This window comes from Snodgrassella sp. W6238H11 (genome assembly GCF_016100525.1).
GTDB lineage: Bacteria > Pseudomonadota > Gammaproteobacteria > Burkholderiales > Neisseriaceae > Snodgrassella > Snodgrassella alvi.
The window spans coordinates 62,279-84,882 of the sequence record NZ_JACFSH010000003.1 but is presented as its reverse complement, the minus strand read 5'-3'; the positions used below and the strand labels follow the sequence as shown (position 1 = coordinate 84,882).

21 protein-coding genes are annotated in these 22,604 nt (G+C 42.2%); 13 read left to right on the top strand and 8 right to left on the bottom strand.

Annotation, left to right across the window (positions count from 1 at the left end; translation table 11 throughout):
- The first annotated feature begins 290 nt into the window (after positions 1-290).
- The 3 genes from H3V00_RS06770 to H3V00_RS06760 all read left to right on the top strand — a co-directional run bounded on the left by H3V00_RS06770 (position 291) and on the right by H3V00_RS06760 (position 1,885).
- A complete protein-coding gene (locus tag H3V00_RS06770) occupies positions 291-719 on the top strand; it encodes a MerR family transcriptional regulator (protein ID WP_100126115.1) in 429 nt (142 codons plus the stop codon).
- A 121-nt stretch (positions 720-840) separates the two neighbouring features.
- Positions 841-1,365 (top strand): NAD(P)H-dependent oxidoreductase, encoded by a 525-nt coding sequence (locus H3V00_RS06765; protein ID WP_198207486.1) that lies wholly within the window; start codon positions 841-843, stop codon positions 1,363-1,365.
- Positions 1,366-1,477: 112 nt separating this feature from the next.
- Positions 1,478-1,885: a GNAT family N-acetyltransferase gene (locus H3V00_RS06760; protein ID WP_084551381.1), complete on the top strand. Its 408-nt coding sequence runs from the start codon at positions 1,478-1,480 to the stop codon at positions 1,883-1,885.
- A gap of 321 nt (positions 1,886-2,206) precedes the next feature.
- Here the strand turns inward: H3V00_RS06760 and H3V00_RS06755 are convergent, their stop codons facing one another.
- The 3 genes from H3V00_RS06755 to gyrA all read right to left on the bottom strand — a co-directional run bounded on the left by H3V00_RS06755 (position 2,207) and on the right by gyrA (position 6,060).
- A complete protein-coding gene (locus H3V00_RS06755; RefSeq protein ID WP_198207250.1) occupies positions 2,207-2,848 on the bottom strand; it encodes a rhodanese-like domain-containing protein in 642 nt (213 codons plus the stop codon).
- A gap of 243 nt (positions 2,849-3,091) precedes the next feature.
- The gene (locus H3V00_RS06750; RefSeq protein WP_078475503.1) at positions 3,092-3,289 is read right to left on the bottom strand and encodes a (2Fe-2S)-binding protein; all 198 of its coding nucleotides are present in this window, start codon (positions 3,287-3,289) and stop codon (positions 3,092-3,094) included.
- Positions 3,290-3,456: 167 nt separating this feature from the next.
- Positions 3,457-6,060: a DNA gyrase subunit A gene (gene gyrA / locus H3V00_RS06745; RefSeq protein WP_198207248.1), complete on the bottom strand. Its 2,604-nt coding sequence runs from the start codon at positions 6,058-6,060 to the stop codon at positions 3,457-3,459.
- Positions 6,061-6,480: 420 nt separating this feature from the next.
- Here gyrA and earP point away from each other — a divergent pair, with 420 nt between their 5' ends.
- From earP to H3V00_RS06720, 5 genes are all read left to right on the top strand, one after another.
- Entirely contained in the window at positions 6,481-7,677 is a 1,197-nt protein-coding gene (earP, locus tag H3V00_RS06740; RefSeq protein WP_232335952.1) for an elongation factor P maturation arginine rhamnosyltransferase EarP, read from the top strand.
- 43 nt (positions 7,678-7,720) lie between these two features.
- On the top strand, positions 7,721-8,281 hold the full coding sequence (gene efp, locus H3V00_RS06735) for an elongation factor P (protein WP_025331610.1): 561 nt from the start codon (positions 7,721-7,723) through the stop codon (positions 8,279-8,281).
- 139 nt (positions 8,282-8,420) lie between these two features.
- Positions 8,421-9,806 carry an MATE family efflux transporter gene (locus H3V00_RS06730; RefSeq protein WP_037394777.1) on the top strand — a complete coding sequence of 462 codons (1,386 nt, stop codon included), beginning with the start codon at positions 8,421-8,423 and terminating at the stop codon, positions 9,804-9,806.
- A complete protein-coding gene (gene murB / locus H3V00_RS06725; RefSeq protein ID WP_198207246.1) occupies positions 9,803-10,852 on the top strand; it encodes a UDP-N-acetylmuramate dehydrogenase in 1,050 nt (349 codons plus the stop codon). The genes H3V00_RS06730 and murB overlap by 4 nt, the downstream gene beginning before the upstream one ends.
- A gap of 50 nt (positions 10,853-10,902) precedes the next feature.
- The gene (locus tag H3V00_RS06720; RefSeq protein ID WP_096765862.1) at positions 10,903-11,556 is read left to right on the top strand and encodes a TetR/AcrR family transcriptional regulator; all 654 of its coding nucleotides are present in this window, start codon (positions 10,903-10,905) and stop codon (positions 11,554-11,556) included.
- A 260-nt stretch (positions 11,557-11,816) separates the two neighbouring features.
- Here the strand turns inward: H3V00_RS06720 and H3V00_RS06715 are convergent, their stop codons facing one another.
- A complete protein-coding gene (locus tag H3V00_RS06715) occupies positions 11,817-12,833 on the bottom strand; it encodes an MBL fold metallo-hydrolase (RefSeq protein WP_198207244.1) in 1,017 nt (338 codons plus the stop codon).
- A 257-nt stretch (positions 12,834-13,090) separates the two neighbouring features.
- Here H3V00_RS06715 and H3V00_RS06710 point away from each other — a divergent pair, with 257 nt between their 5' ends.
- Complete coding sequence (locus H3V00_RS06710) at positions 13,091-14,506, top strand: hypothetical protein (RefSeq protein WP_084562787.1); 1,416 nt, start codon at positions 13,091-13,093, stop codon at positions 14,504-14,506.
- Positions 14,507-14,704: 198 nt separating this feature from the next.
- On the opposite strand, the gene H3V00_RS06705 is transcribed toward H3V00_RS06710, so the two are convergent.
- A complete protein-coding gene (locus tag H3V00_RS06705) occupies positions 14,705-15,565 on the bottom strand; it encodes a serine/threonine protein kinase (protein WP_144236356.1) in 861 nt (286 codons plus the stop codon).
- A gap of 507 nt (positions 15,566-16,072) precedes the next feature.
- Between H3V00_RS06705 and pta the strand changes: the two genes are divergently transcribed.
- A complete protein-coding gene (gene pta, locus H3V00_RS06700; protein ID WP_198207242.1) occupies positions 16,073-17,770 on the top strand; it encodes a phosphate acetyltransferase in 1,698 nt (565 codons plus the stop codon).
- Between the two features lie 815 nt (positions 17,771-18,585).
- Here pta and H3V00_RS06695 read toward each other — a convergent pair.
- Positions 18,586-18,858, bottom strand: coding sequence for a DUF3079 domain-containing protein (locus H3V00_RS06695; protein ID WP_025331601.1), 273 nt, complete (start codon positions 18,856-18,858; stop codon positions 18,586-18,588).
- Between the two features lie 169 nt (positions 18,859-19,027).
- Here H3V00_RS06695 and H3V00_RS06690 point away from each other — a divergent pair, with 169 nt between their 5' ends.
- The 3 genes from H3V00_RS06690 (at position 19,028) to H3V00_RS06680 (ending at position 21,231) form a co-directional block, all read left to right on the top strand.
- Positions 19,028-20,143 carry an FAD-dependent oxidoreductase gene (locus H3V00_RS06690; protein ID WP_100126293.1) on the top strand — a complete coding sequence of 372 codons (1,116 nt, stop codon included), beginning with the start codon at positions 19,028-19,030 and terminating at the stop codon, positions 20,141-20,143.
- Positions 20,143-20,337 (top strand): sulfur carrier protein ThiS, encoded by a 195-nt coding sequence (gene thiS / locus H3V00_RS06685; protein ID WP_025331599.1) that lies wholly within the window; start codon positions 20,143-20,145, stop codon positions 20,335-20,337. The genes H3V00_RS06690 and thiS overlap by 1 nt, the downstream gene beginning before the upstream one ends.
- A gap of 366 nt (positions 20,338-20,703) precedes the next feature.
- On the top strand, positions 20,704-21,231 hold the full coding sequence (locus tag H3V00_RS06680) for a DUF1440 domain-containing protein (RefSeq protein ID WP_038649059.1): 528 nt from the start codon (positions 20,704-20,706) through the stop codon (positions 21,229-21,231).
- Positions 21,232-21,429: 198 nt separating this feature from the next.
- Here the strand turns inward: H3V00_RS06680 and H3V00_RS06675 are convergent, their stop codons facing one another.
- Together H3V00_RS06675 and H3V00_RS06670 are read right to left on the bottom strand one after the other, a co-directional pair.
- Positions 21,430-22,077: a peroxiredoxin gene (locus H3V00_RS06675; protein WP_096765851.1), complete on the bottom strand. Its 648-nt coding sequence runs from the start codon at positions 22,075-22,077 to the stop codon at positions 21,430-21,432.
- A complete protein-coding gene (locus H3V00_RS06670) occupies positions 22,064-22,570 on the bottom strand; it encodes a MarR family winged helix-turn-helix transcriptional regulator (protein ID WP_025331596.1) in 507 nt (168 codons plus the stop codon). The genes H3V00_RS06675 and H3V00_RS06670 overlap by 14 nt, the downstream gene beginning before the upstream one ends.
- Positions 22,571-22,604: the final 34 nt, after the last annotated feature.

Below are 22,604 nucleotides of genomic sequence, written 5' to 3'. Positions count from 1 at the left end.
CAGTACTGTCTGATTTTGCTGTGGTGGTTTGATTATACCTTAGCAATATATTAAGCATATGCTTTCCTGTATTATTATCTGAATATCTATTTCGAATTATATTTTTTATTCATTATCAAAATTTTATTACTATTTTTATACGAATTGATTATTTATTTTACGCATTAAAAAGGTTAGGCAGGCAAGTTATTGCTCAGTCTGTTTGTTTTGCCTGATTTGCTATTACTTAGTTTTTAATATGAAATGATATTTTAAGTTGTTTGAGCTTTATTTTAGTGATGGGAATAAGAATGACAGAGTCACAACAATACAGTATCCGTGCTTTTGCGGATATATTCGGATTAACGCCGGCAACTGTCCGGTATTATGAAAGTCTTGGGCTGATTTCTCCGCAGCGCTCTGTCAATCAGCGTCGTTTCTATACCGAAAAGGACGTTGATTGGATGCGTTTTATTTTGCATCTGAAAAATACCGGTATGAGTATGGAACAGCTTCAGCAGTATGTGTTGCTGCGCAGTCAGGGGGATATAACTATTACTGAGCGGCTGGAGTTGTTGTTACAGACCCGTGATGATTTTTTGCAACAGCAGGCAAAACTGCAAAAACATCTGCAGATTTTGAATGACAAGATTGAATGGTATCAGCGACGGCAGCAGGGTCTTTTATCTGAGCAGGTGAGTTTTGCTGAATATTTAATCAGCAACGGCCATAGTCTGTAATACTGTGCTCTGTCTGGCTAAAGTGCAGGCTGTACTGTAAACTGAAATTCGGATGTGTTCGGATAAGCTAATTTTTATTTATATTTAGTAATCAAACAACCAAGGGAAATAAAATGAAAAAATACTGATTATTGTAGCGCATTCTGATATTGAACATTCTTTAGTCAATAAACGCTGGATTGAAGAAGTAAAAAAATTTCCGGAAAAAATTACGGTGCATGAGCTGTATAAGTCTTATCCGGACGGTAAGATTGATGTGGAGAAAGAGCAGGCTTTGGTAGAGGTATATGGTAGTCTGATCTGGCAATTTCCGGTTTACTGGTTTAACTGCACGCCACTAATGAAACAGTGGTTTGATGATGTTTTAACCTACGGATGGGCATATGGTTCCCGCGGGACTCAGCTTAAAGATCGAAAAATCGGTCTGGCTGTTTCTATGGGAAGTTTGGAACAGGATTATCAGGCATCTTATGATTTAACGGCAGTTCTGCGTCCGTATGAAATGACTTTACATTATGTTAAAGCAGATTATCAGGGTGCATTTTCTTTGTTTGGCGCTAATACAGATGCTTTATTAGTAACAATTACTCCGCAGGCAATCAATCAAAGTGCTGCTGATTATATTGAGTTTCTAAACAAATTTTAAAGTATGCTGAACCATGAACAGGGTTATTAGTTGGTTTCATCTGTACAAATTAGTTTTTCACTGTATCTGTATGTGAAGTTAATACTTTGTTCGTTTACTGGAGGTATTATGTATGAATAATATTGCTTACCGTTGTAATATCAAACCCGAACTCGAAGAAACGCTGAATCTTTACCGAAATTGCAGTCTGGGGGAACGGCGTCCGATTACGGATAAATCCCGTTTTCAGTCTATGCTGAATAATGCAAATTTAATTATTACAGCATGGGACGGACAGAAGCTGGTAGGTATTGCGCGCTGTTTAACTGATTTTGTTTATATTACTTATTTGGCTGATCTGGCTGTTGATGAGCGCTATCAAAAGCAGGGTATTGGTAAGCAGTTGATTCGGGAAATTCAGAAAAATACTGGAGAGAATGCCGGAATTGTTTTAATTGCTGCCCCACAGGCTGTCGACTATTATGGTCATATCGGTTTTACTGCTCATACATCTGCATGGGTTTTAAAGAAACCGTTATGATAGTAAATACAGTTCGTTGCTATTGATTATTCTTTTGTCGTGCCGGGTGCCGGACAGGCAGGTTTGGCAGAAACAGTGTTTTTCAGATATCAGTGCAGTGGGACATCATGATGGCTTGGCAGATAATCACAAAATAAGGGCAAAGCTATGATGACGGATTCCTGTTTTGCTCCTGAAAATAATATTGGTATTTGCCTGCAAGTTAATAACTTAGTATGGTTTCAGTTAACAGAGAGAGAAAAGTAAGTACGGCCATCTATTCTGACTATTCATGTGAATAGTCAGAATAGATGGGTTTAATGATTTGTGCGGATAAATGATTTATTTAACTTCGCTACCTTCAAATTTTAATCTTTTATCGTTAACAGAAACGAGATCTCCTAATTCGTAAACATTACGATAACCATATCCGTATAGATTGATAAAGGTAGGTATATTAAGGGCTAAACTGATCTTATCACGATAAGATGGCAGTCCGTTCAGGTCTGTTGGTGTTACTGCCATTTTACTGGCAAAGTTTTCCTGGTCATCTATAAAATTATTATTGCAATAAATGAGAATGGTTGTATTTTTATCTGGAATTAATCTGTATAGGCTAATCTGGTTATAGTCGGAGAAATTCAGATGAATGGCTCCTTTTAAATGTTTTCTGTCATACATTTCTTTGGATCTGGAGTCCAAAATAATGGTTTTTGAATTTTTGGATTTGGCCAAAAATTGGTTTAAAGGAAGAAGTCTTTTAGCTCTGTATCGTTTTACTTCTTCGGCTAATTTCATGTAACCATCAAAATCTATTTTGCTGCTGACTGATTTATCCTGAGCTACAAAATAATTCGATAAACGATCAATTTCAGCTTTATTAACTCTGGTAGTGGTTTTTGCAGTAGCAGGTAATGCTAATGTAATTAATATTGCTAAGCTTGATGTAAGAAAATAGTGTTTTATCAGATTATTCTTTTTCATTTATTGCTCCCTTTAAGTAAAAAACAAAACATTGAACATAATAAACAAACCAAAGGGCTTATGTATTCTTATATGCCTATTTGTTGATTTATGTAAAATATATGGTTTTGTTGATTTGGGTAGCGCAAATAATTATAAATAATTTATCTATATTTAGTTAAAAGATAAAAATATGAATTGGTTGATAAATAAATAATGCAGTAAAGAAAATAGCGGTTAATTATTCGTATGAGTACCAAATTTTTATGTGTTGTCCGCTTTGGTGCAATTAATCTGACGATCCTGATGGCAGGACAGGAATGAGCTGGCTAAATCAGCACAGCAGCCACAACAAGTGGCTACACCAAGCTGAGCCTGTAAATCAGTGAGACTTGAGGCGCCGGCAGCAACAGTTTCTTTTATCTGGCGATCAGTAATGGCATTGCACAGACAAACGTACATGTTTTGTCCTTTGTGTGTGTTTGGTTTCTTTTGTGGGTAAAGATGATAGTGGATTTCATTATTATTATCAAGTAGTGGATTTTATGCTGTCTGAAAGCTGATTATGTTTATACCGGTAAAAATAAAGCCGACTGGGAAAGTCGGCTTTATGCTTTTAAATGTCGGAATTAAGCTTCTGGTGTATCCAGTATATCTACTTCGTTATCGCTGTTTTCTTCTGCTTCAGCAATACGTTCGAGGCTGACCAGTTTTTCGCCTTCATCCAGGTTAATCAGTTTAACACCGGCAGCGGCACGACCGGTAGAACGGATCTGATCGACTTTGGTACGAATCAGTACACCGCCACTGGTAATCAGCATCAGGTCGTCGCTATCGGCTACGAGTGTAGCGGCTACGAGGTCACCATTACGTTCACCGGTATCGATGGCAATTACACCCTGAGTACCACGGCCGGAACGACGGTAGTCATCAACAGCAGTGCGTTTACCAAAGCCGTTGGCTGTGGCGGTCAGTACCAGTTTGTCGCTATCTTCTTCTGCATCATAGGCCAGCAGGCTGATTACTTGATTATTTTCAGCCAGTTTCATACCGCGTACGCCGCGGGCACTGCGTCCCATCGGACGAACATTGTCTTCACTGAAACGTACTGCTTTACCACCATTGGAAAACAGCATGATGTCGTGTTTACCGGCAGTTTTAACCGCACCAATCAGATGGTCACCTTCATCCAGTCCGAGGGCGATAATGCCGGCTGAGCGCGGACGTGAAAAATCGATTAGTGAGGTTTTCTTAACGATACCCTGTTCGGTACACATAAAGACGTATTCATTTTCGCTGAATTCACGTACTGGCAGAATGGTGTTAATTTTTTCACCTTCTTCAAGCTGAATCAGGTTGTTAACCGGCCGCCCACGGCTGTTGCGACCGCCTTCAGGCAGTTTGTATACTTTAATCCAGTGGCATTTACCCAGGCTGGTGAAACACAGCAGGTAGTCGTGTGTATTGGCGATAAACAGAGTTTCAATAAAGTCTTCATCTTTGGTGGCAGTAGCTTGTTTACCACGACCGCCACGCCGTTGTGCCTGATAGTCATCTGCCTGCTGGGTTTTGATATAGCCGCCGTGAGTCAGTGTAACCACCATGTCACGTTTCGGTATCAGGTCTTCATCGGCAATGTCGCCACCAAAAGTGTTGATTTCGCTGCGACGTTCATCTCCGAATTGTTGTTGGATGGCAGTCAGCTCATCATGAATAATCTGGTTGATACGAGCCGGTTTGGCAAGAATATCAAGTAAGTCGATAATATTATCAAGGATAGTTTTGTATTCATCGACAATTTTATCCTGTTCCAAACCGGTAAGACGTTGCAGGCGCATTTCGAGAATGGCCTGTGCCTGCGCTTCGGAGAGGAAATAGCCGTCAGCACTCAGACCGGTATTTTCCGGTAAATTCTGTGGCTTGATTAATTTTGCATCAATATCGCTGCGTACGAGCATGTTTTTAACCAGATCAGGACGCCATGCCCGTGAGGTTAAAGCGATTTTGGCTTCAGAAGGGGTAGGAGATGATTTAATCAGGGCAATGATTTCATCGACATTAGACAGAGCTACTGCCAGACCTTCGAGCAGGTGACCGCGTTCACGTGCTTTACGCAGGTTAAACATGGTACGCCGGGTAACAACTTCGCGACGGTGGCGCAGAAATTCATTCAGAATCTGTTTCAGGTTCAGCAGGCGCGGCTGACCGTCTACCAGAGCCACCATATTGATGCCGAAACTGTCCTGAAGCTGAGTTAATTTATACAGCTGATTAAGAACAACTTCGCTATTTTCATTGCGTTTAAGCTCGATAACCACACGCATGCCGGATCTGTCCGACTCGTCGCGCAGGTCTGAAATACCTTCGAGAATTTTATTGCGTACCAGTTCGCCGATTTTTTCGACTAGTCTGGCTTTATTTACCTGATACGGAATTTCATCAATGATGATTGCTTCGCGTTCATCATGATGTCCAATAGGTTCGATATGGGTTTTACCACGAATAATGACGCGACCGCGACCGGTACGATAACCTTCACGCACGCCTGAAAGTCCGTAAATAATACCGCCAGTCGGAAAATCCGGGGCAGGAATCAGATCGATAAGCTCGTCAATACTGAGATTTTCATTAGCCAGCAGGGCTTTGGCACCGCCTATCACTTCGTTAATATTGTGCGGCGGAATGTTGGTAGCCATACCGACGGCAATACCGGAAGAACCATTAATCAGTAATGTCGGAATACGTGTCGGCAATACCGCCGGCTCTTGTTCTTTGCCGTCATAATTCGGGACAAAGTCAACAGTTTCCTGTTCGATATCAGCCATTAGCTCATGCGCAATTCTTGTCATGCGGATTTCGGTATACCGCATAGCAGCTGCACTGTCGCCATCAACGGAACCGAAATTACCCTGTCCGTCGACCAGCAGATAACGCATGGAAAAATCCTGCGCCAGACGTACGATAGTATCGTAAACTGCTGTATCGCCGTGCGGATGGTATTTACCAATAACATCGCCGACAATGCGCGCAGATTTTTTGTAAGGCCGGTTCCAGTCGTTATTCGCTTCGTTCATTGCATACAGCACACGACGATGAACCGGTTTCAGCCCATCGCGTACATCAGGAAGGGCTCGTCCTACAATCACGCTCATGGCGTAATCCAGATAGGAACTGCGCATTTCATCTTCAAGTGATACTGCTATGGTTTCTTTGGCAAAAAGTGCATCAGACATAATGGCTTTACTACTTTAGAGAGCATGGTTTATTTTACCATAATGGTGATTAGTTTCTGATTATTTTTCATGACGCAGATGATCTGGCATAAAAAACCTTGTTGTTAAAGGGGTTAAAGATATGCCCACAATATTTGTGGATAAATCTGTGGAAAATGAAAGATGAGCAGGCATAATTGCCTATAAATCAAGACTTGCATGTGCTTGCTTAAAAAATAAGCCTTAAAATAAAATTGTTTAAAAACAATTATTTATAAAAATAAAATGCATGTGCGCAGCTATTTTTGCTTTTTATAGGGTTCAGTATGCGTTGCTTAATTCATGTGGATAAAATCAGTTTGTCAAGTCTGTTTTATGGTTGACAAAAGGATAAAGAGTGAGAATGTGTGAGTAAGTTGTGCTGTGTGTAAGGAAATTTTAATGAATGTTTTAAATTTACCTGAAACTATGCTGTCGGATGAGTCTATGGCAGAGGCATGGGTATTTGTACGGGTAATTGATAATTATGGTGATGCGGGCGTAGGCTGGCGGCTAAGCTGTCTGCTGGCTGAATATCTGCACATGCATGTGCGTTTGTGGATTGATGATACTGATGCACTTAATAAGCTAGTGCCGGCACCGGAAAAACAGGCACGGATTACTATCGAAGCATGGCAGGGCGATGCCATGATGCAGCAACAGCTGTCTGCTGCTGCCGATCCGGTACTGGTAATAGAAACGTTTGGTTGTGAGCTTCCGCCCCAGGTACTGGAAAGAATGGGGCAGTGCCGGCCATTGTGGCTGAACTGGGAGTATCTGACCGCCGAAGACTGGGCGGTCGGTTTACATGCTATGTCATCGTTGCAGCCTAATGGTCTGGAAAAGTATTTCTGGTTTATGGGTATTGATGCGGACAGTGGCGGTTTGTTACGGGAACCGGATTATCTGGCTGAGCGGGAAAAATTCAGACAACAGCCGCAACTTCAGCAGGCATTCAGGCTGGAATATGGTTTGCCGTTACAGTATACAGGGCAGTTATGGCTGGTATTTGCTTATACTTCCGGTCAGTGGGCACAATGGATGGCTATGTGGCAGCAGGCGGATACGCCGGTAACGTTGTGGCTCGCCGGCGGACAGGTCATTGAAAGTTTACGTGCGGCAAAATTAATTGCACCGGAGGAGCTGCAGCAGGAAGGGGATAGCTGTGAGCTGGGGAATGTGACGCTGGTACGTATTCCGTTTGTACCACAGGCGGCCTTTGACCGTTTGCTGTGGCTGGCAGATGCGGCTATTGTGCGCGGTGAAGACAGTTTTGTCCGGGCATTATGGGCAGGATTACCGTTTTTCTGGCATATTTACCGTCAGGATGATGATGTCCATCTGCAAAAGCTGCATTCATTCTGGTTTAAGGCGATGCAAGGCTGGCCGGCAGAGCTCAGACAGGCGTTTACTGTTTTGTCGGATGATCTGAACGGTGCAGGGGCTGTGAGTTCGTTAAAACGTGAACAGGCTTGGCAGTATTTGTGCGCGCATTGGCAAAGTTGGGTAAAATCAGCCGCTGCGTGGTCAGAAATGCTGCATAGGCAGGACAATGCGCTGGAAAAACTAGCCAGATTCAGCCATCTTCCGCTAAAATAATATACTTATTATTTGCTGAACATTTTTGGAAGTTAGATTAAAGATGAAAACCGCACAAGAATTGCGCCCGGGTAATGTATTTATGGTGGGCAATGATCCGATGGTGGTGCAGAAGTCCGAATACAATAAATCCGGTCGTAATGCTGCCGTGGTAAAAATGAAATTGAAAAACCTGTTGACTGGTGCTGCTACAGAAACGGTTTATAAAGCCGATGAGAAATTTGATGTGGTAGTGCTGGATCGCAAACAGTGCACTTACAGCTATTTTGCTGATCCGATGTATGTTTTCATGGATGATGAATTCAATCAGTATGAAGTGGAAGCAGAAAACATCGGCGATGCCATCAAGTTTATTGTAGACGGCATGGAAGAAAAATGCGAAGTAACGTTCTATGACGGTCGCGCTATTTCTGTAGAACTGCCTACTATTATCGTGCGTGAAGTGGAATATACTGAACCGGCAGTAAAAGGTGACACTTCTGGCAAAGTAATGAAAAATGCACGTTTGGTAGGTGGTGCCGAGATTCAGGTAGCTGCTTATATTGAAAATGGCGATAAAGTGGAAATTGATTCACGTACTTTTGAATTCCGTAAACGCGCTTAATTGATTTTCTTGCTGGCAGGCTGTCTGAATGATTTCAGGCAGCCTGTTTTATTGTTGGCATCGCAGCAGTAAACTGCCTGATGAATGTGATGATCTACGGTATTTTGTTGTTTGTATTGTTTAATTTTGTAGGTGAAACATGTTGTTTGAACTGAATCAGCACGGCCGGGGCGAGTTGCTGGCTGAATGTCGCAGATTGCTGCGGCTGGCGTTGCCGATTCTTATTGCACAGGTAGCGCAGGTAGGTGTAGGCGTAGTCGATACTGTAATGGCCGGTCATGCCAGTGCCAACGACCTGGCTGGCGTGGCTCTGGGTTCGAATGTATTTATTACGCTGTATATTACTTTTCTGGGAGTGATGACGGCATTACAGCCGATACTGGCACAGTTATACGGCGCCGGTAAAACAACGGAAATCGGAGAACAGGGACGGCAGGGAATATGGTTCGGACTGTTTCTCGGTGTTCTGGGTATGCTGTTGCTGTGGGCAATGATTATACCAATGCAGCACTGGCTGAATATGGGTGCATATGTGGATGCAGTATTTGGTCAGTTTGTGTTCTATATTGCACTGGGTATGCCGGCAGCGATGATTCACCGGGCATTTTATGCTTTTGCCTCTTCTTTAAACCGCCCCAAACCTATTATGGTGGTGAGTCTGATTGCACTATTGCTGAATATTCCGCTTAATTATATTTTTGTCTACGGAAAATTCGGGATGCCGCAGATGGGTGGAGCCGGCTGTGGTCTGGCCTCAGCTATCTGTTTCTGGCTGAATGCCATTGCACTAGGCATATATATTATACGGCAGCGGTATTTTGCACCTTTTGCTCTGTTCGCGCGCTTTGAGTGGCCGCGCTGGCGTACACAGGCTTCTTTGTTGCGTCTGGGTATTCCGATCGGAATGTCGTTTTTTCTGGAAGTGAGTCTGTTTACTTTTATTAGTTTGCTGATTGCCCGTTTCGGGGTCACTCAGGTGGCAGCGCAACAGGTGGTAATCAGTATTACTTCTTTAATTTATATGTTGCCGCAAAGTGTGGGCATTGCGCTGGCTGTATGTGTGGGTCAGGCAGTCGGAGCACGTAACTGGCAGCGTGCCCGCTTTGTTTCCGGAGTGGGGTTGTGTATGGGACTGCTTGGTGCCTGCTTTACCGGGGTAATGCTGCTCTTGTTCCGGCATTTCTGGGTAGGCTTATATACAGCTGATCAGGAAGTGATTTTACTCGGCGGTACGCTGTTGATTTTTGCAGCAGTTTTCCAGTTGTCTGATGCAACACAAACAATTGCTTCTTATGCCTTGCGCGGCTATAAGCTGACTAAGATTCCGATGGTGATTCATGCATTCAGTTTCTGGGGTCTGGGTCTGGGTTTCGGCTGTCTGTTTGGTTTGTATTTCGGTATGGCACTTTATGGTTTCTGGCTGGCTCTGGTGCTGGCATTGACAGGTGCGGCTGTGGCTCTGGTGTGGTATCTGCACCGGAAAAGTGAAAAATTTATGCTGACAGATGCAGAAGGCAAATCATGATAAGTGTGATTGAACATGCAGATTTACAGCCGCTAAATACTTTTGCTCTGCCGGTACGGGCACGCTGGCTGGTCACATTAACGAACACTGAACAGTTGCCGGATATTCTGGTACTGCCTCAGTTTGAACGGCAAAGTGTGCTGTGGCTGGGTGGCGGGAGTAATATTCTGTTTTGTGCGGATTATCCGGCACTGGTGGTGCGTATGGCCAATCGTGGTATCAGGCTGGTGACGGATGATGGTGTACAGGTTATCGTAGAAGCTGCGGCTGGTGAAAACTGGCATGATTTTGTTCAGTATACGCTGGAACAGGGCTGGTGCGGCCTGGAAAATCTGAGTCTGATTCCGGGTACAGTAGGGGCGGCACCCGTACAGAATATCGGCGCTTATGGTGTTGAAGTACAATCCTGTATTGAGGCTGTACAATGTTTTGATCTTGAAAGTCAGCAACTGTGCTGGCTCAGCCGGAATGAATGCAGCTTTGCTTACCGGGACAGTGTATTTAAGCATGAACGGCAAGGGCGTTATGTCATTGTGGCGGTACGGTTTGTATTATCCCGCAGTTTTACACCACAACTGCATTATGGTGATTTAGCTCAGGTGGCCACAGAGCTGGCACAGGGGCAGCCTTTAACCGCCAGTATCGTTGCACAGGCAGTGTGCCGTATCCGCCGGCAGAAGCTGCCTGATCCGCGAGTGCTTGGCAGTGCCGGTAGTTTTTTTAAAAATCCTGTTGTGGCGGCTGAACTGGCAGAAAGCCTATTAAAACAATATCCGGCTTTGCCGCATTATCCACAGCCTGACGGGCAGGTAAAGCTGGCAGCAGGCTGGATGATAGACCAGTGCGGCCTGAAAGGTTATCAGCTTGGCGGTGCGGCAGTTCATGAACAGCAGGCTTTGGTACTGGTTAATAAAAAACAAGCCAGCGCGTCCGATGTAGTTGCTCTGGCTAAATATGTTCGTAACTGTGTAGCACAGCATTTTCAGGTATTGCTCGAACCGGAACCGGTCTGGCTGCCGGAAGTTTTGCCGCATGCGGCTGGTTAAGAGAATATCTGTATGCTTTGCCCGGTGATAAACTGCATAATCAGAAAGAAATTAATATGGTGAAAGAATCACGCCCCAATACGTATAACCGCATTATTGATGCCAGTCTGAAACTGTTTAATGAAGAGGGTGAACGCAACATCAGTACTAATCATATTGCTTCTTTTCTGGGCATCAGTCCGGGCAATCTTTATTATCATTTTCGTAATAAAGATGAAATTATTATGCAGTTATTCAAACGCTACAGTGAGAAATTGCTGTGTTATCTGCAGCAGGTCAGTCCGCCACAGGACACAGAAGCGATTAAGAACTATATGCTTGGTGTTTATGATGTAATGTGGCAATACCGTTTTTTATTCAGTGATTTAAATGCAATGCTTTCACGCAGTGCCGAATTATTGGGTGAACACAATAATTTCACCCGGGTTCGTGTATCACCGTTACTGCAAAATCTCTTGCAGCAATTGACTGATATTGGTTTTATACAAACAGACGAAGTTGCCCGCAAGGAAATGGCGGTGAATATCTGGCTGATTACCAAATATTGGTGTGATTATGACAGTGCTTTGTATGAACGCAAACTGACTGAAGCTTCTAAATTTCGTGGTACTCACCAGACTCTGACTCTGTTACGACCTTATGTTGCCCCTGCCTACCGGGAAGAATTCAGTCGCATGATGAATGATTTGCGTAATCAGGTGTGAAAATAAAAATAAATAAAGTGGTTTAGCTTAAACAGAATTTTTAATGTGATAGTTTTTATCAGTATTCATTTGTTCAAGTTAAGAATGCATACTATTTTGCATATATATTTATAAAGTTGCACTGATTACTACGGCAATCAATTGGTTAGTCCGTATTTTAGGTGTAGCAGACTGAAATTTAAATAAAATTAAGATAATATTTTTTATTTTACAATCTGTGAGTTCCGTTCAGAACGATATGCTGGGGATGAAATTTCTTATTATTGTTTAATTAAATCAGGAATGGGACGGCTGGCTCCCATTTTTATACTTTCAAAACGGCTGTTGTCCAGCTGCTGTTGTTCACAGGCCTGAGCTAGTAGCTGTGGTGGTTCATCTATGGGTTCATCTGCCAGTTCAAATGCACCCCAGTGCATGCCAACGGCCTGACGGCATTGTAGTATTTGAAAAATTGTTACTGCCTGATAAGGATCTATGTGCTGATTATGCATAAACCAGCGGGGTGCATAAGCTCCTGTCTGGATTGCAGCCATGTCTATTGGGGCAAATCGCTCGGCAATCTGCCGGAACATCATCTCGCTGAAACCTGTATCTCCGCTGAAATAGGTAGTACTTCCCGCGGCTGTCTGCATTATCCAGCCACACCACAGAGTATGATTGCGGTCGAAAATGCCGCGCTGGCTCCAGTGATGTGCCGGTACAGCATGAAACCGGATATCTTTAATCGTCACCTGTTCCCACCAGTCCAGTTCAATGACATTACGTACGCCCATATGTTCCAGTTTATTTTTCAAACCTAGGGGAACAATGGCAGTGATGGACGGAAAACGTTCGGCTAACTGGCGGATACTTGCCTTATCCAGATGATCGTAATGGTTGTGTGACAGTGCGATAACATCCACTGAAGGCAGTTGGGCAATACTGGCTGCAGGCTGAGTACGGCGTTTGGGGCCGGCAAATGTTACTGGTGATACCCGCTGTGAAAATACCGGATCGGTAATAATGGTACATTGCTGTAAACGTATGAGCAGTGTGGCATGGCTGATCCACCACAGCCGGTTGCCGCTCAGTGTAAAGTCCGGTTTCTGATACCAGTCGCGTGCAAAATGCTCATATCCGTTTTGCGGCGGTTTAGGCAGATGATGGATATGCCTTTCCCAGTTCCAGCGATAGACTTCCAGGGGTTTGATGACTGTAGGTTCCAGATTGCAGAAACCATAAGGTGTATGATGACTTTTAGCCGGATTGTAATATGGGTTTCTTTTCTTAAATAGCATTATCTGTTGTCTTTAGCTGATACAGCTACGGCAATATATTATCAGTTTAAATGTTTTAATGCTGTTTGCAGTTTCTATTTTAACTTAATTATAAATCATTTAGGTAGATATACCGAAATTGCGACGGTGGGATGATGTTATACACAGAATGAAATCAGGATAAAAGTAAAGGCATTTGTTTGTTTTGTTAACTAGTGTTAATATGCGCCTTTTGTATTTTATCATGCGCCTGTTTTCGCGCCTCTGGAGATCGAAAAATGAAAAAAATTTTACTGGTCTTTTTATGTCTGTTGCTGGCAAGCTGTACATTACCGGTTAAGCCGGAGGACAAGTTCAAAACCGGTGATTATGTAGGCGGAGTGAAAGTTCTGGCTAATAATTTCAACACTAAGGCTAAGAAGCTTGAGCAAAAGAATAAGCCATGGAAGGACAAGGATATTCTGTATTTGCAGGTTACTGTTAGCGGTTTAGTGGAAATGGCGCAAAAAAATATTAAACAGGCTACCGTTTCTGATTATGACTTACGGATTAAAAGCTATCAGCTGTTACTGGCGATGAAAACTGAGCTGGCAGATAAAAGTTACAGCACTTATATTGAAAAATATTTAAGTCTGTATACAGTAGATGGTCTGAAAGAATCTCTGGCTATACAGTTTTATCAGCAGGCTAATGAAATTGTAGCTTCAAACAGTGCAGATTATTTGCGCAAGGCTAAATTATACCGTCAGGGCTATGAGTATTTTAATTATAAGGATATTAAAAAGCGCGCTGATGATAATCAGAACATGTATTATAAAACTGCTGCTCAGGAATATTACACTGAAGCACAGGCTAATGTCAGAGACAAAAATTATAAAGAGGCAGCGAATAATTTTCGCAAAGCTCATGATGTTTATCTGCCTTTGGGCAATTATAAGGACAGTGCCAAATTAGCTGCTATTTATGAAAAAAAATGGCGTACTGCTGAAGCGGAAAGTCACTATCAGGAAGCGCAGGGTATTGTGCGCAAAGCAAGACTACTGAGTGAATACCGGCAGGCAGCGGCTTTGTTCCGTGCGGCCAGTGATGTGTATAGTCCTTATGGTAACACCTATAAAGATTCTACCAGACAGGCTGGTGTATATGAACAAAAAGGACAGGTACAGATATTTATCCGCGGAAATGACTATCTGGCCTACCAGATACGTTCCGTACTCCAGGCAAGCTATGTCAGCTTTGTAAACAGCCCTGGATCGGCTAATCTGGTGATTGATGTAAATATGACCCGCGGTCATTTTCAGCAGTATAAGGATAATATTGAGACGGATGATAAATATGAAAATCTGAAAGTGGGTACAAAAAAGGTAGCTGATGAAAATGGTAATATGGTTGAGCAATCTGTTTATGAAGATTTTTATTTCAAACAATATAGTGTGAAGACGATTAATGAAGCGGTAATGAATGCTGAAGTGCATACTAGCGGACTATATGAACTAAACCGCAGCTATAGAGGAAAAAGTACTTCATCGCAAACTTATTATTGGTTTGACGGACATGTTCCCAGAAAATACACAGCATTTACAGAAGGTACATTGCTTAGTCGTGAAGAGCAGTTTAGTGAGGCACGTAGTAATCTGTGGTATCAGATGCGCGGAGACTTTACTGAAATGAGCAGAGCACTGGCAAATCTATAGTTGTTTAAAAACTATTTTTAATTATCAGACAACCGGAAATACATACGTAACAATTCTGTGATCAGGAAATTTCCGGATCGGTATCTGATGATTAAAAGATACTTATGTAAGAACAAAACCTGAATGGCTAATAAAGCCATTCAGGTTTTGTTTTAGAAACTGGTTTGAACAGTTATTGAAACTAATGTCTGGTTTGAACTATTTAGGATTAAAAGCATAAACAGTACCATCCTGCCATGTACCTATGTAGTAGCGATTATGATGTAAAGCCAACGCTACTGCCCCCGGTAAAGAGGTAACTAATTTACGTACTGTGCGGGTTTTAATATCAACTGTGCGAACCATATCAGCGCCATTATCAATCACGGCAACCATATTCGGCGAAACGGTGACAATACCTACTCCCGGCCGGGTGAAATCTTTACCCAGCTCTGTTTGCTGACCATCCGGGCTGATTAAGGTCAGGCGGCCGCTATACTGGGAAACTACCAGACTGTTATCGGGTAACTGTGTTACTCCAACGGGTGTGGATAGGCCGCGTGCAATAATTTCTTTGCGACCGTTATTTAAATCAAGAGCCACAATTTCTCCGGTGGAACGGTTGGTAATCAGTAATTTTCCCGAATTGGAAAAAGCAATACCTGTCGGGGTATGGTAGCCATCAGAAATTTTTTCAGCTTTGCCGTCAGCAGTTATTTTGAGAATATAGTCATCACTGTATGATGATACGTAAATATTATCCTCTGCATCAATTACAATACCGGCAGGAGAAGAAATATTGGAATAAATAGTTTTACGCTCACCGTTGGCGGTTATTTTAGTGATTGAATTGCCAGACCAGTTGGTAACATACATGGCATCTGAGCTATCAAAAGCAATGCCTGTGGGCGCATCAAAAGAAGCTGCTACGGTGGTTAATCCGGCAGTATTATCTGCTGATGTTTTAGATGCAGTTGCTCCGGTTGTTGAACTGACCATATTACTCCTTCCGTATAAATATAAAGTACATAAAGCAAGACAAGCAAAAACAATGGTATATAAGGAGAGTTTTTTCATCATGAGTATCCTGCTAAAAGTTAAATCAGAAATAAATGATTAATAGTTTGTCATAATCATGCTCTGAAAGTGATGTACATAAATGATGCATGGATAGAACCTATCAAAAGCGTACACAAAAAACAGAAAGTACAGAAATACGAAATCAGCGATATAAAATAAATATCAGCGAAGGAACTCAGCGATAGCAACAATAGGCATTTATGCAGTGTTATTAATAAATTTTTATTAGCTGAAAATCCATTTTACAGATATGGATGATTCTCTTTAGTTTAAGCTAATGTTTAATATGACATTTTAATAATAGAAATTAACGGTACTATGCTGGTAATGATTATGCTGCTCATTGCTTAAAAATTGGTAACAGGCTGTGATATCCGGCCGGCTTATGTTTTTTCATGCAAAAGTTGATGTAACTTATAATATAGCGCAGCGAAGTAAATTATAATCGTTAACGATAAGATAAGTGCAGTATTTGCTGCTAGTGTAATTTAAATGAAAGGGATGTTTATGTCACAATTTTTGCTGGTGCCGACAGGAACTCAGACAAATATAACTGCTGTAGGTTTGGGCGTGGCGCAGGTATTTGTACAAAAAGGTCACGTGCCTTTGTACTTTAAACCAATTGCTGAAGATGTGGCTAAGGATAATACATCTGAACTTGTACAGGCTGTATTGAATCAGAAATTACCGGTACCGCAATCTCTAAGCAGTCTGGATGAACGTGTATATCAGGGACAGGCAGATGATGTAGTAGAAGAATTTGTTGCTGCTTTCCACGAGATGGACGAAATTAAACACGATGTGGTTGTTATTGAAGGTGCAATACCTGAAGCAGGTCGTACATATCTGCCGGCACAGAATGTGAAAATTGCGGCTGCACTGAATGCCCGGGTAATTCTGGTAGCAGCAGTGGCCGGTCAGACAGCAACGGAGGTGGCTGCGCAATTACAACTGACTTTGCATGATTATGCACATGGACATACTGAAATCAGTGGATTTATTTTAACTGCTGATGCACAGAATGTACCGTCTGCCGGTTTTGCGGCGGATGTTCAGGCTGAACTGGCTAAACATGGTAAGCAGCTGGAATGTATCGGTCTGGTTACTGTACCGGCAGATGTACAGGTTGCACAGGCACAGGAAGCTGCTAAAGCGGTAGCGGCACAATTAAATGCAGACGTGCTGGGTAGCGAACTGGCGAAACCTGTAGCAACACATCTGGCACCGGCAGCGTTTCGCTATCAGATGATGGCACGTGCCCGTGCGGCGAATAAACGCATTGTTCTGCCTGAAGGCAATGAACCGCGTACTATTGCTGCGGCTGCAATTTGTGAAAATAAAGGTATCGCCCGTTGTGTGCTGCTGGCCAAAAAAGCAGAAGTGGAAGCAGTGGCTCAGTCTAAAGGCATCACTTTGCCTGCATCTCTGGAAATTATTGATCCTGACAGTATCCGTGAACGTTATATTGCTCCAATGGTAGAACTGAGAAAGAGCAAGGGTCTGACACCGGAACAGGCTGCTGAACAGTTACAGGATACGGTAGTTCTGGGCACAATGATGCTGGCTACCGGTGATGTAGACGGTCTGGTATCCGGTGCCGTACATACAACGGCCAATACTATTCGTCCGGCTTTGCAGCTGATTAAAACTGCGCCGGGGGCCAGTCTGGTATCCAGTGTATTCTTTATGCTGATGCCGGATCAGGTTCTGGTATATGGTGACTGTGCTGTTAATCCGAATCCTACAGCCGAACAGCTGGCTGATATTGCTATTCAGTCTGCCGATTCTGCTAAAGCATTCGGTATTGAACCCAAAGTAGCAATGATTTCATATTCTACTGGCTCATCCGGCAGTGGTTCTGATGTTGAAACTGTTACCGCAGCGACCAAACTGGCACAGCAAAAACGTCCTGATTTACATATTGACGGACCTTTACAATATGATGCTGCCAGCGTACCAAGTGTGGGCAAACAGAAAGCACCGGACAGCAAAGTAGCCGGTCAGGCAACTGTATTTGTATTCCCTGATCTGAATACGGGTAACACTACTTACAAAGCAGTACAGCGCAGTGCACATGTGCTGAGTGTTGGTCCGATGTTGCAGGGTCTGAATAAACCGGTAAATGATTTGTCACGTGGTGCCCTGATTGAAGATATTGTGTATACCATTGCACTGACGGCAATTCAGGCAGTACAGATGAACTAAGCGGGATATTACAAACCCGCAGGCATTGTAATTTTGTTATATAGCAGGCAGATGATAGTAATATCATTTGTCTGTTTTTCATTTTTGGTAATAACTTTTAATAAATCTATTCTTTTGAGAAATATTATTTCTAATTTTAGTTATAAAAAGGTAGATTGTTGTCTTTTGGTGCTATATATTTACAAACTATTGTCAAAATTGAATTCATAAATTACAGTCTATTACACAGACGATGATCTGAAAAAAGCCAAGAATACAGAGGCATAATTTGAAGATAGAGGAAATATTACGGTATTAAATACTCGCCTGCAGACATTTGCAGGCGTTTTATTTTTATCTGCTGTTATTTTGAACTAAGAATCATTTCTGTGCGCACATGCCGGCTTGGTTGCTGCCTGCTGCTGGTCACTATTTGCAATATTGTTTCAGGTATTGGTTTAGCTGAAAGAATCTACTATTTTAAATAAATATAATATATACAGGTTTGGAATTTTACCAGAATACAGTTTTTATACTGTAATATCGTCATTCAGAATCATTTTATTTTGTATTGCACAGCCACTATTTTCTGTAATATGGATAGCGTGGTAATTTTTCCGGTATGTTTTCAATCTTGTATCTGGTTTGCAAGTATATCAATATGATTTTTAATCATAAATTTAGTTTGATGGTCAGTCCGGTTCATGCTGAATTAACTTAGCATGATGTGCACCATATGCTTGTGTGTATCAAATTATGAGCTGGATTAAAGAAATTGTTTTTTTGCGACATAGGTTCTGACAGGGAAATGTATTTGCTGTTACATTAGGGACAGCTTATTTTTTTAACGCCAGTTTGATATGGGGTTTATGTGGTTTCTCTTCCGGTAAAGAGGGTTTACCGGCGGCGGCAATCTGTGCGCGCTGTGCTTCTGAAAGCAAGCCAGACCAGTCTCCGTCCAGATACCATTGCTCGCCGAAATCTTCGCAGGGATGCGGAATACGGATGCAACCATTACCACATTGCAAATCATCAGCACGACAATATTTATCACAACCCCAGCAGATTCGTTCGGGATGTTTCGGGTGTAACGGAAAAACCTTGGCCATGATGATGCATACTTGTGACGATTAATATGAAGTTATACCTGCTAAGATAGTTTTATTCAAGGAACGGTTAAATGAAAACCGTGTAATATTTTATCTGGATGAGGTGCTGATGGTACCGGATGCAGACTGAAATTGAATACAGATTCTAGTCAACAAAAATGGGTGCACGATGAAACAATATGATGTTGCAGTGCTGGGAGGCGGTTTATTGGGACGTCTGACTGCCTGGTTATTGGCAGAGCAGGGTTGTAAAGTAATATTATTTAATGCCGGTAAACGTAATGGTGAAGGTGCTGCTGCTTTTGCAGCGGCAGCTATGCTGGCACCTACAGCCGAGGCAGTAGAAGCAACGCCGCTTGTGGTACAACTGGGTTATACCAGTCTGCCCGTCTGGCGCCAGTGGGTGGATTCGTTTCCGACACCGGTATTTATGCAGCAAAATGGTTCATTGATTGTATGGCATCCGCAGGATCGTGCCTTAGCAAAGCAATTTACTAATCACTTGCAGCGTGCCCATCAGGATAACAGCGTCTGGCAGATGTGGGATAAACAGGCAATCAGTGAGCATGAACCACAGCTGGCCGGTCGTTTTAAGCAGGGATTGTTTTTACCGACCGAGGGGCAGCTGGATAATCGCCAGACATTACTGGCTCTGGCCGATGTGCTCGAGCAAAAGCAGGTTAGCTGTCACTGGGAGCAGAGCAGTGATCTGGCTGAATGTGCCGGTCTGGCTCACTGGACGCTGGATTGCCGCGGCTATGGCGGCAAAAGTAACTGGAATAGCCATGGTCATAGCCGTCTGCGCGGGGTACGGGGAGAAGTGCTGCGGGTTTATGCGCCTGATATTGAGCTTAATCGTCCGGTACGGATATTGCATCCGCGCTATCCTATTTATATTGCACCCAAACAGAATAAGTTGTTTGTTATCGGTGCTACACAGATTGAAAGTGAAGATGACAGTAATCTGAGTGTGCGCAGCGGTCTGGAGTTGATGTCTGCTTTGCATACTGTTCATTCGGCATTCGGTGAGGCAAGGATACTGGAAAGTATGGCCGAACTGCGCCCGACACTTAATCACGAGAGCCCGGAAATACGTTATGATAAGCAAAATCATGTAGTGGCTGTAAATGGTCTGTTCCGGCACGGTTTTATGATTTCGCCGGCAGTAAGTATTGCGACAGTACGGGTATTACAGGCCTTAATGCAGCAGCAATCCATTCCGGATGCGCCGGCACGCTATCATATTGATGTTTTACCGGAAAATGACAATGGAGAAACAGATTAATGGATATTAGTGTTAATGATGATGTAATTGATTTTAATGGTAATACTGTGGCTGATCTATTGGAGCAGCTGATGCCGGAATCACCATTTGCTGTTTCTGTAAATACTTGTTTTATATCTAAAAAACAATATTCTGTTTATCAGTTGCAGCCGCAGGATAAAGTGGATATTGTCAGACCGGTAGTGGGCGGGTAGTACCCGCTGGTAGTTAAGTTTTATTTTGAAAACCCTGTTTGATACAGGGTTTTTGCTTATCTGGCAACAGCCAGTATATATCTGCCGGGAAGAATAATTTACTTTGTTTATCTGTAAATGAATTGGTGATTTGAGCAGTGAAAATTCGATGAGAGGTATTTGGATTTTCCGGTATACAAAATCAGTATATTGCTGATTAAACAGCCATTCAGATTTTTAAACAGTTATTTATGCTCTGCTGGAGAGATATTCGGAGGGTAAATTTACTTGATTTAGCATTAAATATGCATTTACACTTGCGACCCCAATTTTGGGTTAATTAATAGAAAAAAACAGTAATCATTATTACATTAAGAGGAAATAATTATGTCTAATCTGTTTACTCGCACACAACCATCCAGTCGCAATTACGGTGTAGCCTTTTTTGCCGGTATTATGGGCGGTCTGGTTTCTGCATTTGTGAAATCAGGTACGGAAGGAATAATGCCGCCACGAACCCCGGATCGTATAGCACCGCCCATTCAGATGATTCAGGATATGGGTATTGATATTCACAGCATGGTTTACATCTATTCAGATCAGTTAGTGAACTGGGGTGGTAGTACCATACATATTCTGTTTTCAATTGTATGGGCTATTATTTACTGTATGGCTGCTGAAATTTTTCCTAAAGTTAAATTATGGCAGGGTCTGGCTTTTGGTATTGGTGTAACCATTCTGTTTCACGGTATTATGCTGCCGGTGCTGAATTTATCTCCGGCACCATGGAATCTGCCGTTTGATGAATTGTTTTCTGAACTTGTTGGTACGCTATTATGGATGTGGACAATTGAAATCTTCCGCCGCGATCTGCGTAACCGCCTAACCGAAAAACCGGATCCGGAGTTTCAGTAAAACTCATCTGATTTATGCATGATGTACCGGCTTATATGCTTAAGACAGGATACGATGCCCGTGTATATCTGTAACAATCGGGAAAATATTATTTAGCCGCTATTCCTGATGATACAGACATGCACGGGCATTATGTTAAGCACTTCAGCCTGCTGGCTTTGGTGCTTTGTGATGGATGAAATCATGATGATGGCAGGCTTAATCTTTTTTCAGTGCTTTGATTAGTTCCGAAGTGTCAGCTCTTTCCATGTAATTGACATTGATATAGGAAAAGATAACTTTTTTATTTTGGTCGATAATATAAGTGGCTGGTATGGGCAGCTGATAACTGTCATCGCCATTAAAATCAGGCAGATTTGCACCTAAGTTTTTGTATAAATTTCTGACATTCTCAGGTAAGGTAAATACCAGACCGTACTGTTTGGCTATCTGATTACCCGTATCCGATAAAATAGTCAGATTAATATTGTGTTCCTGTATTAATTGAGCGCTGATATCAGGTTTTTGCGGAGAAATAGCGATAAAGTGAACGTCTTGAGTATCGAGGATTAATTTCAGATTTTGGTTAAAGTGTTCTAATTCTTTAACACAAAACGGACACCAGCTGCCCCGGAAAAAACTGAGAATGACTGATTTTGTCTCCAGTAATTTATAGAGTTCGATTTTTTGATTATTTGGCGCTACCAGAGAAAAATCTGGTGCGGTATCTCCGCTTTTTATGGCATGGCAATCTAAATTCTGCGTAAGCATTTCTGATAATGAATTTCCCATTACATTCAATACTTCTGCAGGTAACTGGGTAAACATATCTTGCTGTATTGATTTTAGTTCTTCAATTATTTTCATTATGACTTTCCTGTTGTGAAACGTTTTGATGAATTTGTTGCAGAATTTTTTTAAATATCGTTAATTCTTCAGCAGATAAATTTTGGGTTATTTTTTCTATCCACTGGCTGTGCTGATGCAGAATTTCTTTAACCAGTTTAGTGCCGGTATCAGTTAATGAGACGAGGGAAATTCTTTTATCCTGACTGGCAGTTCTTTTTGAAATCAGTTTTTCATTAACTAATGAGCTGATTAGTGTTGTTGTTGATGCTTTGGTTATGCCTAATAATTTAGCAATTTCTTGTAATGACAGCTCAGGATATTCTTTTAACAATACTAAAATAATCAGCCTGCTTTCAGATAAATGAAATTGCTGCAGACGTTTGGCGCATTCAATATCAATAGTGTTTGCAACTGATAATAGAGTAAAGCATGTCTTAATTTTATCCAGATCTGCAATTTTTTCTTTTTCCAGAACGTTACAAAAGGATAAATAACGGTTTTCAAGTTGCATACGGTTATTTCTATAAATTAGTTAGTGACCTTAC

Bases quoted from the DNA above. Each gene is read 5' to 3' on its own strand.
- H3V00_RS06770 (WP_100126115.1), top strand. From the start codon at position 291: ATGACAGAGTCACAACAATACAGTATCCGTGCTTTTGCGGATATATTC.
- H3V00_RS06760 (WP_084551381.1), top strand. From the start codon at position 1,478: ATGAATAATATTGCTTACCGTTGTAATATCAAACCCGAACTCGAAGAA.
- H3V00_RS06755 (WP_198207250.1), bottom strand. From the start codon at position 2,848: ATGAAAAAGAATAATCTGATAAAACACTATTTTCTTACATCAAGCTTA.
- H3V00_RS06750 (WP_078475503.1), bottom strand. From the start codon at position 3,289: ATGTACGTTTGTCTGTGCAATGCCATTACTGATCGCCAGATAAAAGAA.
- gyrA (WP_198207248.1), bottom strand. From the start codon at position 6,060: ATGTCTGATGCACTTTTTGCCAAAGAAACCATAGCAGTATCACTTGAA.
- earP (WP_232335952.1), top strand. From the start codon at position 6,481: ATGAATGTTTTAAATTTACCTGAAACTATGCTGTCGGATGAGTCTATG.
- efp (WP_025331610.1), top strand. From the start codon at position 7,721: ATGAAAACCGCACAAGAATTGCGCCCGGGTAATGTATTTATGGTGGGC.
- H3V00_RS06730 (WP_037394777.1), top strand. From the start codon at position 8,421: ATGTTGTTTGAACTGAATCAGCACGGCCGGGGCGAGTTGCTGGCTGAA.
- murB (WP_198207246.1), top strand. From the start codon at position 9,803: ATGATAAGTGTGATTGAACATGCAGATTTACAGCCGCTAAATACTTTT.
- H3V00_RS06715 (WP_198207244.1), bottom strand. From the start codon at position 12,833: ATGCTATTTAAGAAAAGAAACCCATATTACAATCCGGCTAAAAGTCAT.
- H3V00_RS06710 (WP_084562787.1), top strand. From the start codon at position 13,091: ATGAAAAAAATTTTACTGGTCTTTTTATGTCTGTTGCTGGCAAGCTGT.
- H3V00_RS06705 (WP_144236356.1), bottom strand. From the start codon at position 15,565: ATGATGAAAAAACTCTCCTTATATACCATTGTTTTTGCTTGTCTTGCT.
- pta (WP_198207242.1), top strand. From the start codon at position 16,073: ATGTCACAATTTTTGCTGGTGCCGACAGGAACTCAGACAAATATAACT.
- H3V00_RS06695 (WP_025331601.1), bottom strand. From the start codon at position 18,858: ATGGCCAAGGTTTTTCCGTTACACCCGAAACATCCCGAACGAATCTGC.
- H3V00_RS06690 (WP_100126293.1), top strand. From the start codon at position 19,028: ATGAAACAATATGATGTTGCAGTGCTGGGAGGCGGTTTATTGGGACGT.
- thiS (WP_025331599.1), top strand. From the start codon at position 20,143: ATGGATATTAGTGTTAATGATGATGTAATTGATTTTAATGGTAATACT.
- H3V00_RS06680 (WP_038649059.1), top strand. From the start codon at position 20,704: ATGTCTAATCTGTTTACTCGCACACAACCATCCAGTCGCAATTACGGT.
- H3V00_RS06675 (WP_096765851.1), bottom strand. From the start codon at position 22,077: ATGAAAATAATTGAAGAACTAAAATCAATACAGCAAGATATGTTTACC.
- H3V00_RS06670 (WP_025331596.1), bottom strand. From the start codon at position 22,570: ATGCAACTTGAAAACCGTTATTTATCCTTTTGTAACGTTCTGGAAAAA.